9 protein-coding genes, 1 tRNA gene and 1 pseudogene are annotated in these 8,610 nt (G+C 49.3%); 6 read left to right on the top strand and 5 right to left on the bottom strand.

The annotated features are described in order from the left end of the window. The 5 genes and pseudogenes from Q0257_RS06595 to Q0257_RS06615 all read right to left on the bottom strand — a co-directional run. Nucleotides 1–445 (bottom strand): annotated as a pseudogene (locus Q0257_RS06595) (arginyltransferase); the annotation flags it as partial. Continuing rightward, nucleotides 438–719: a hypothetical protein gene (locus Q0257_RS06600; protein ID WP_298023144.1), complete on the bottom strand. Its 282-nt coding sequence runs from the start codon at nucleotides 717–719 to the stop codon at nucleotides 438–440. The pseudogene Q0257_RS06595 and the gene Q0257_RS06600, both read right to left, overlap by 8 nt. Nucleotides 720–727: 8 nt before the next feature. Further along, nucleotides 728–2,161, bottom strand: coding sequence for an acetyl-CoA carboxylase subunit A (locus tag Q0257_RS06605; protein WP_298023148.1), 1,434 nt, complete (start codon nucleotides 2,159–2,161; stop codon nucleotides 728–730). Between the two features lie 116 nt (nucleotides 2,162–2,277). Continuing rightward, nucleotides 2,278–2,364 (bottom strand) — tRNA-Leu (locus Q0257_RS06610). A gap of 69 nt (nucleotides 2,365–2,433) precedes the next feature. Then, nucleotides 2,434–2,730, bottom strand: coding sequence for an HU family DNA-binding protein (locus Q0257_RS06615; RefSeq protein WP_291937435.1), 297 nt, complete (start codon nucleotides 2,728–2,730; stop codon nucleotides 2,434–2,436). A 324-nt stretch (nucleotides 2,731–3,054) separates the two neighbouring features. Here Q0257_RS06615 and Q0257_RS06620 point away from each other — a divergent pair, with 324 nt between their 5' ends. The 6 genes from Q0257_RS06620 to Q0257_RS06645 form a co-directional block, all read left to right on the top strand. Continuing rightward, the gene (locus Q0257_RS06620; protein WP_298023151.1) at nucleotides 3,055–3,732 is read left to right on the top strand and encodes a response regulator transcription factor; all 678 of its coding nucleotides are present in this window, start codon (nucleotides 3,055–3,057) and stop codon (nucleotides 3,730–3,732) included. A 488-nt stretch (nucleotides 3,733–4,220) separates the two neighbouring features. Next, nucleotides 4,221–5,462, top strand: a complete 1,242-nt coding sequence (locus Q0257_RS06625) for an ArsS family sensor histidine kinase (RefSeq protein ID WP_298023153.1) — start codon at nucleotides 4,221–4,223, stop codon at nucleotides 5,460–5,462. Continuing rightward, nucleotides 5,459–5,905, top strand: a complete 447-nt coding sequence (locus Q0257_RS06630) for a cytochrome C oxidase subunit III (RefSeq protein WP_298023156.1) — start codon at nucleotides 5,459–5,461, stop codon at nucleotides 5,903–5,905. Before Q0257_RS06625 ends, Q0257_RS06630 begins: the two co-directional genes overlap by 4 nt. After that, nucleotides 5,902–7,173 (top strand): glutamate-1-semialdehyde 2,1-aminomutase, encoded by a 1,272-nt coding sequence (gene hemL / locus Q0257_RS06635; RefSeq protein ID WP_298023159.1) that lies wholly within the window; start codon nucleotides 5,902–5,904, stop codon nucleotides 7,171–7,173. Before Q0257_RS06630 ends, hemL begins: the two co-directional genes overlap by 4 nt. A gap of 31 nt (nucleotides 7,174–7,204) precedes the next feature. Beyond that, on the top strand, nucleotides 7,205–7,501 hold the full coding sequence (locus Q0257_RS06640) for an AtpZ/AtpI family protein (protein ID WP_298023162.1): 297 nt from the start codon (nucleotides 7,205–7,207) through the stop codon (nucleotides 7,499–7,501). Beyond that, the coding region (locus Q0257_RS06645) for a hypothetical protein (protein WP_298023166.1) at nucleotides 7,498–8,610 on the top strand (1,113 nt) is incomplete at its 3' end. The genes Q0257_RS06640 and Q0257_RS06645, both read left to right, overlap by 4 nt.

The following is an 8,610-nucleotide window of genomic DNA, read 5'->3' on the forward strand; positions in this document are numbered from 1 at the left end:
CGTCGTAGTAAGAAATTTCTTTGCCGAAGTCGCCGTGGCCTTGGACGTAAATTTCGTCATATCGCTCAAAATCGATCTCTTGCACAGGCCAGCCCTTTTTTAGATGCATGTAGTCGTGATAGAGCGCGAAAAGCTCCAAACGCGCATCGTTTAAAAGCGGGCGAGATTGCCATACATAGGCGGTCGTGCGATTATTTTTATAGACGCGGCGATGCGATCTGCTAAATTTGAAATTTGAAGCATCAACGCGTAGGCTTTTACACTCCGCGCAGGCTGCGCAAACGGGCTTTTGAAAATACCTGCCGAAGCGGCGGTAGCCGTGCTGCACTAAGCTTGAATTATACTCGAAGTCGCAGTCTTTTATGTAGAGATACTCGCTGCGTGCAGCTCTGCCACCTAGATAGGGGCAGGCAAAATCCAGCGTGCAAAATGGAATTTCAGTCATTCAGCTTTTTGATATTCGCCGCGTCCACGTATTTTAAAAACTCGTCTTTGAGGCGCTTTTCGCGTGCGGCGATGCTCTCTTTGGCTATGTCAAATTCCTCCGCGGCACCGTCTAGGACGCCCCCGCTTTGCAAGCTCAAATCATCATCTTTAAAAATATCTTTAAACTCGTCGCGATTTGGATTCCTCTTTTTAGGCTTTTTGGGCGCGGAGCTTGCCGCTTTGTCCTTAAGCATATCCTTTTTTATATCTTTTAGGCTATCTAAAAAATCCATGCTCTTTCCTAAATCCGCGCCGATTTGCGCATCGCAGCGGCGATGGCGGCGATCGCTTCGTTTTTATTCGGCTGCATATCGTCCATAGTGTTTTCTAAAATTTTGTCTAAATTTTTCTCTACATAGCTCGTGTCGAAAAAGCCGAGTCGGAATTCGCGCGATTTGCTGATGCTAAGCAAAAACGGAATGATCGTGCGCACTCCCTCGATACGAAACTCCTTCAGCGCGCGCTCTAGTTTATTAACGGCCAGGTCGTAGTCGGTGGTTTTGATGATTAGCTTGGCTAGAAGCGAGTCGTAAAACGGCGGAATTTTATAACCTTTGTAGATGTGGCTATCGACGCGCACGGAAGGGCCTAGTGCTGGATAATAGTCGCTGACAGTGCCTGGAACGGGGGTGAAATTTTTCCAGACGTTTTCGGAGGTGATACGCGCCTCGATCGCATAGCCGTGCGGCTTAATGTCGCTTTGCTCAAGCTCTAAAATTTCGCCGTTTGCGATGCGGATCTGGCGCACTACCAGATCGACGCCCGTAACTTCCTCGGTGATGCCGTGCTCGACCTGGATACGGGTATTCATCTCCATAAAATAGAAGTTATTGTAGTCATCGAGCAAAAATTCTACCGTGCCGACGTTGGTGTAATTCACCGCTTTTGCCGCAGCTACCGCGGTCGTACCCATCGTCTTACGTAGATGCTCGCTAATGGAGGGGCACGGCGCGATCTCGATGATCTTTTGGTGGCGGCGCTGGATCGAACAATCGCGCTCGCAAAGATGGATGATGTTGCCATAATTATCGCCGATGATCTGAAACTCGATGTGGCGCGGCTTGACGACGAGTTTTTCCATAAAAATTTCATCGTTGTTAAAAAAGGTCTTCGCCTCTCTCGTGCACGAATCGTAGGCGCTCTCCATATCCTTCTCGTCCCACACCTCGCGGATACCGCGTCCGCCGCCGCCGCCGCTAGCCTTTAAAATCACGGGATAGCCGATCTCGCGCGCATATTTTTTAATCGTATCCATACTCTCGTGATTAAGCTTTTCGGTACCCGGCACGATCGGAATGCCGTTTTTGCGCATCAGATAGCGAGCGATGTTTTTGTTGCCCATTTTGCGGATAACGTCAGGCTTTGGACCGATAAAGATAATGCCCGCGTCCTCGACCTCTCTTGCAAAGTCAAAATTCTCGCTCAAAAAGCCGTATCCAGGATGTATCGCATCAGCGCCGCACTCTTTGGCGACTTCGACGATCTTTTTGGCGTCCAGATAGCCTTTTAGCGCATCGGTGCTTACCTCGTAAGCCTCGTCGGCGATTTTTACGTGCAAGCAATCGATGTCGGGTTTGGTATAGATCGCAACGCTTTTAATATGCAGATCTCTGCAGGCCCTAATGATGCGAACCGCGATCTCGCCGCGATTAGCGATAAGAATTTTACGTATCATAAATAATTGCCTCTTTTAAAGAAATACCGCAGTAATAATAGTATAAAAAATTTTATAGCAAGTTGAAATTTGCAAAAGGTGGTTGAAATTCCGGATAAAATTTGAAATAAATCAAATGGTGCCCGAGGTCGGAATCGAACCGACACGAGGTCGCCCTCGCCAGATTTTGAGTCTGGTGCGTCTACCAATTTCACCACTCGGGCATTTAAAAAGCTATGATTGTATAAATTTAAAAGAGAAAAGCCCCGAAGACGGGGCTTGGAGCAAGAAAATTATTTTTTCTTCTTGCCTTTTGCAGCTGCAACAGCCTCTTTTAGCTGTTTGCCGACTTTAAATTTTACTACTTTAGTAGCAGGAGATTTGTAAGTTCTGTTTGTGCCAGGAACTTTACCCTCGCGAGCTGCACGCTCTGCGATGCCGAAAGATCCGAAGCCGATGAAGCTTATGTCATCACCTTTTACCAAAAGCTCTTTGATAGCCTCAAGTGCAGAATCAACTACCTTAACAGTATCTTTTTTAGAAAGACCTGCCTTATCGGCAACTACTTGGATAAAATCAGCTTTTTTCATGCTAATCCTTTAAAATAAAGTGGTTTAGGCGGTATTCTACAATAGTTTCGCAAAAAATACAATAGTTTTTTAAGAAAAAAACGCAAAAATCGGCAAAATTTAGCCGAATTTAGCCCAAATTCGTCAATTTTTCAGATTTTGCTTCTTGGAATTTCAAAATTTCGCCATATTTTTGGGTCGATTTTTGAAATTTTGCCCGATTCAAAAAATTTCAAAATTTTACCCCGCCACGCCTCATTTTTATAAAATTTCGCTCCAGCCTGCCGCTTTAAAATATATAAACTATATTTTGTTATAATCCGCGCAAAATTTCAAAGGCTTTTTATGACTAAAATTTTAATGATAGAGGACGATTTAGAACTCGCCGAAATTTTAAGCGAATATCTGCAGCAATACGATATCGATATTACCGTCGCGGACGATCCGTTTTTGGGGCTTTCTAAGTTAAATTTAGAAAATTTTAACCTCGTGATTTTAGATCTCACGCTTCCTGGGATGGACGGGCTTGAGGTCTGTAAAGAGATCCGCAAAAACACCGATATACCGATCATAATATCAAGCGCCCGCCACGATCTGACCGATAAGATCAACGCTTTTGACTTCGGCGCGGACGATTATCTGCCAAAGCCCTATAATCCGCAAGAGCTTTTAGCGCGCATCAAGCGCCACATCGAGCGCTACGACATAAACTCCATCCAGCGCGCCGCAAAGTCCAAAAAAGACCTCGAAGTGGACGATTTCCGCCACGTCATCAGCTTCAAAGGACAGCCCCTTTCACTCACTATCGCCGAATACGACGTGCTTTCGTATCTCATCAAAAAGGAAGGCGGCGCGATCACCCGCGAGGAGCTCATCTACAACTGCAGCTCCATAAGCGAGGAATCCTCGAGCAAAAGCATCGACGTCATCATCGGTCGCATCCGCCTAAAGCTTGGCGAAACGTCCAAGGCACCCAGCTACATCCACGCTATCCGCGGCGTAGGCTATAAGCTGATACAATGAGCGCTCGCGCCGGGCGAGCGGAGCGATAGAATTTAGCCGCTCGCGGCTCTAAATTTAAGAGGCACTCGCGCGGCAAAACTGAAATCGCAAGCCGGTCCGCGCGATTTTGCCGTTTAAATTTAAGGCGCCTCAACTGAAGCGTTAAAATTTTACGATAAAATTTTGTAGTTATAAATTTAGCACGCGGCTGGATGCGCGCGGAATTTTATCGTCGAATTCGACAAGCAATTCGGCTCTACGCGCAGGACGAGTTATAAAAAGCAGAGCCCAGGGCAGCGAGAAGGGGTAAATTTTAAAATTTAAAGCGGTGCGGCTATGTAAATTTAAAAGTTCCTTGCTTTGCAATGAATTTTTAAAATTTACGCGCCGTGCCTTTAAACCGCGCCGTAAATTTAAAGCAGGGCAAGCCGGTTCCGTGCGCCAAAGCAAAGTAAGCCAGCAGCTTAAAAGCTTTGAAATTTTAAAAATTTAAGGATCATATAAATTTAATGAAAGTAAGATCGTCGATTTTTTACACCATCACGTTCATCTTCGCGCTCGCCGCCGTGGGCGTTTCGCTCGCGCTACTCTGGCTCATCGGCTACGATCAGCAAAACTACACTCGCGAGCTAAACTCCAAATACTCCATCGTTGCGCGCGCGAACCTATATCAGATGAGTAAGCTCATCAGCGATGTCGAATATGACCGCCAGGTCGCAAATTTCGAGTTTTCGACGATCCGCGATGAAGCTAGGCGCGATGAGATCATTGCAGGCGCCGAAATTTTAGATAGCATCTCCGCAGACATCGGCTCTGCGGACATCTTGCTTTTTAAACGTAAACATTATCTAAAGATCACCCACGCGGGCGAGACGCGGCTTTTAAACGACAAGGAGTATCAGCCCTACCGCTACGATATTTTCAAAGCGATCTACGGCGTCATTTTGGTGATCATCCTGCTTGCGTATATCTTTATCATCCGCAAAATTCGCCCTCTTCGCAAGCTCAAGCGTCAGATCGATAAATTTGCTAAAGGCGATCTTCAGATCAAGGACGTAAGTGCGGGAAATGATGAAATTTCCGAGGTTTCGCACGCATTTTACGAGGCGGTCACGCAGATAAATAAGCTTAACGAATCGCGCCATCTGTTTTTGCGAAACATAATGCACGAGCTTAAAACTCCCATCACAAAGGGTCGCATCGCCGTCGAGATGATCGAGCACGGCAAAAATCAAGAGCGCCTCATCTCGGTCTTTGAGCGGCTGGAGAGCCTAATCAACGAATTTGCGGCGGTCGAGCGCGCGACTGCGGGCACGGCGCTAGGCGAATGCGGAATTTTTTCAATGGATGAAATTTTAAAAGAAGCGCTTAGTATCGCGATGATCGAGCCGGGCTGCGTCACGCTACAAAATCCGCTAGGCCTGAGCTTAAACGTCGATCTGAAGCTCTTTTGCGTCGCGGTGAAAAATTTAATCGACAACGCCGTTAAATACGCCGCAGACGGTAAAATTTTAATCCGCCTAGACGCTGAAACGATGGACTTCATAACGCTCGGCAAGCCGCTACAGAAAGACTTTAGCTACTACAAAGAGGCCTTCGTCAAGGGCACGAACGCCAAACAAAGCTTCGGCCTGGGGCTCTACATCGTCGATAATATCGCCAAGGCGCACGGGCTAAAATTCCTCTACCGCAGGCAGGATGAGCTAAACGTCTTTTATTTCGAGGGGATCGAAAAGATAGCTGCGTTATGAAATTTAAGCACATTTTTTATATCATTGCGCCAAAAATTCGAAACGGGAAGATGCGAAATTTCATATTTTTAGCGCTATTTTTAAACGCGGCCATATTTTTTCTACCTCGCGGCGCACAAGCCGAGAGTTTTATCACCGACGAGGAGTACGGCGCGATGCTGTATAAAAACCCGCGCGGCGTGGGCTGCGATAAGTGCCACGGCGAAAAGGGCGAGGGCTCGCTGATCGCGACGTATAAAGAATTTAACCGCACCGCAGGCGCTTATTACGAGCGCGCCCTAAACGCGCCGCCGATCAACAATCTCTCGCTTCAGGAGCTCGCCGACGGGATCAGTAGCTCGCGCGACGTGATGCCAAGCTACTTCCTGACGCAAAATGAGATCATCATCATCTACAAATATATAAAATCGATAAATCAACCCAAAAAGAAGGAGAAAAAATGAATAATCACGACGAATTTTTAGCGGCGCTTAAACTTATCCCGGGCGGCGTCGATTCGCCGGTGCGAGCATTCGGTAACGTCGGCAGCGAGCCTTTTATGGTGGATCGCGGCGAGGGCTCGTACATCTACGACGTCGAGGGTAAAAAATATCTCGACTTCGTGCAGAGCTGGGGTCCGCTCATCTTCGGTCACGCCGATGCTGACATTGAGCGCGCCGTCGTGCAAACCGCCAAAAAAGGGCTAAGCTTCGGCGCATCCAGCCCGCTTGAGACGCAGCTTGCCTCGCTGGTGCTAAAAAATTTCGATTTCCTAGATAAGATCCGCTTTACCAGCAGCGGCACGGAAGCCACGATGAGCGCGATCCGTCTTGCGCGCGCCTTTAGCGGACGGGATAAAATTTTAAAATTTGAGGGCTGCTACCACGGCCACAGCGACAGCCTGCTCGTCAAAGCAGGCAGCGGCGCGAGCACCTTCGGTAACGCAAGCAGCGCTGGCGTGCCGCAGGATATCGCAAAAAATACCTACCTAGCCAGATACAACGACATACAAAGCGTAAAGGACGTCCTAGCGCAAAACGACATCGGCACGATCATCATCGAGCCGATTGCGGGAAATATGGGCTTGGTGCCGGCGGATCCCGAATTTTTAACCGAGCTTCGCGCGCTGTGCGACGAGAAAAAGATCGTGCTGATAATCGACGAGGTAATGAGCGGCTTTCGCGCGAGCGAGCTAGGTAGCTACGGCATCTACGGCGTTCGCGGCGATCTGGTAACCTTCGGCAAGGTCATCGGAGGCGGTATGAGCGTGGCGGCGTTTGCGGGCAAGCGCGAAATCATGGATATGATAAGCCCGCTAGGAGCGGTATATCAAGCAGGTACGCTAAGCGGAAACCCCGTCGCAATGGCTGCGGGCATCGCTAGCCTAAGTAAAATTTACGCTAGCAGCGGCCTTTACGAAAGGCTCGGCGAGCTGGCGCGTAGGCTTACGGATGGGCTTTGCGCCATAGCGCAGCGCCGCGGCATCGCGCTGCAAACCGCCTGCGTAGGCTCGATGTTCGGATACTTTTTCGCAGACGAAGAGGTGCGCGACTATGACGGCGCTTTGCGGGCAGACACCGCGCGCTTTGCGAAATTTCACGGCGAGATGATTAAGCGCGGCGTATTTTTGGCGCCTAGTCAGTTTGAGACGGGCTTCATCTGCGCCACGATGAACGAAGCGCAGATCGACTTTGCACTAAACGCCGCGGATGAAGCGATGGCGGCGCTTTAAGAGCTGCGTTTTAAATTTAATCGGATTTTAGATGAGAGTAACGAAAAATTTAAACAAAATCGTAAAGGGCGCCTGCGACATCAGCCTAGGCATCTCAATCGTCGTAGCGATCGGCATCGGCGTAGCGATCGGGCTTGGACTGCGGCACCTCACGGGCTCGCTACTTCTGCTCTGGCTTGGCATCGCCATCGGCATCGCGGCGGCGTTTCTGAACGTTTACCGCGCGTGCAAGGCGCTAAATTCGAGCTTAAAAGAGCTTGAAAACGATCCGAAATACAAGGCGGATCCGAAAAATTTTGACGACGACGAATTGGATGAGCGGGATTGAATAGGCGGTTTTTGCTCATATACTGCACGCTAAACGCGGCATTTGCCCTGCTTGGGCTAGCGCTTTGCGGCGGCGGGTTTTTCGGCACGGGCTCTTTCGACGTACGGGCGCTTGCGTGGCTTCTTAGCTTGGAAGCGGGATTTTTGGGCGCATTCGGCGCGGTATATTTTTCGTTTCGCGCTTACCGCAACAAAATAGAAGATGAACTCAGAGCCGGCAAATACGATGAAATTTTACGGCAAAGCTCTAAAAATTCCGCAGGTTTCATGAGCGGCAAAACTTCCGTAAACGATACGAATTCCGCAAGTCTTGGTGGCAAAAACCGAGGCGTCGCAAGCGGCGACGATAAAATTTTATACAGCGATGTTTGCGGCGGCGAAATTTTAAAAAGCGAAAGCTTTAGGGGCGTAAATTCAGGCGCCGAAATTTCAAACGCGCAAAATTCCGAAGGCGCCGTAAATTTCACTAGCGGCGATAGCTGCGTCGAAAACGATGATAGCCACGCCCTGTACGATGAGGCCACCGGCGAGTGTGCCGTAAACTCTACCGACGACGAAGATACCGAAAATTTCACCGCCGAGCGCGACATAACCGCCGCTGGCGAGCGCGACGTAAATCCTACGAAGAGCGACGACAAAACCTCCGCTTGCGACGCGACCGCTTTAGGACATGCCGCCGATAAATTTAATATGAATGGCAGCGCGACTTGTAGCAACTCACACGGCGGCATAAACGACGAAGCTAGCGATAGTTCGCAAGGCGGCATAGGCGAGCGTTGCGACGACTTGAAAATCGGAGCGAGCAGCGATCTGGGCGGCGGCTGGAGTTACGGCGCAGATCACAGCAATCATAGCGACAGCGCAGGTAACGGCAATCGTGGCGGCGATGTAGATAGCGGCAAGCCGGACGACAGTACGAGCGATTTTGGGAGCGGAATTGGCGGCGCGCACGACGGATCAAATGATGATTTCGACGGCGCGGGCGGCAGTGTTGATAGTTGGGATGATGAGCACGAAATGGGCGAGGTTCGGAGCAACTTTGCTGGGGCGTTTTTCTCTCCGTTTAAAATTCTATCCTACACGGCGCTCGTGGCGGCGATCTACCTGCTT

Origin of the sequence: uncultured Campylobacter sp., from assembly GCF_938018035.1 — a bacterium.
Classification (GTDB): domain Bacteria; phylum Campylobacterota; class Campylobacteria; order Campylobacterales; family Campylobacteraceae; genus Campylobacter_B.